Source organism: Salegentibacter maritimus (assembly GCF_016236975.1).
GTDB classification, from domain to species: domain Bacteria; phylum Bacteroidota; class Bacteroidia; order Flavobacteriales; family Flavobacteriaceae; genus Salegentibacter; species Salegentibacter maritimus.
Genome location: NZ_JAEHNY010000042.1, coordinates 1 through 285, shown reverse-complemented (window position 1 = coordinate 285; position 285 = coordinate 1). Strand labels below are relative to the sequence as shown.

The 285-nt window shown below is 42.5% G+C and carries 1 protein-coding gene; it reads right to left on the bottom strand.

Translation table 11 applies throughout. The features are described from left to right. On the bottom strand, positions 1 to 240 hold a 240-nt coding region (locus I6U50_RS15805; protein ID WP_198639561.1), incomplete at its 3' end, for a transposase. Positions 241 to 285: the final 45 nt, after the last annotated feature.

Below are 285 nucleotides of genomic sequence, written 5' to 3'. Positions count from 1 at the left end.
GTTCATCACCCCACGATCCGTAGTAATGTTTTCCATGTATCCCACCAGGCAGATCTTGAAAAAGACCACCGGGTCGATGCTTTTCTGCCCGCTATCTCCATAAAACTTCTGGGTAAGGGGATAAAGAAACTCCAGGTTCAGAGCTTCTTTTAAACGTCTGTAAAAATTTTCTTTTGGAATCCTGTCACTAAGCCGGAAGGAAGTGAAGAGTTTTTCCTGATAATTTTTCTTGCCTTGCATGCAGTAAATTAGCACTTTTGGCTAACTTGTGCAACAGGCACAATG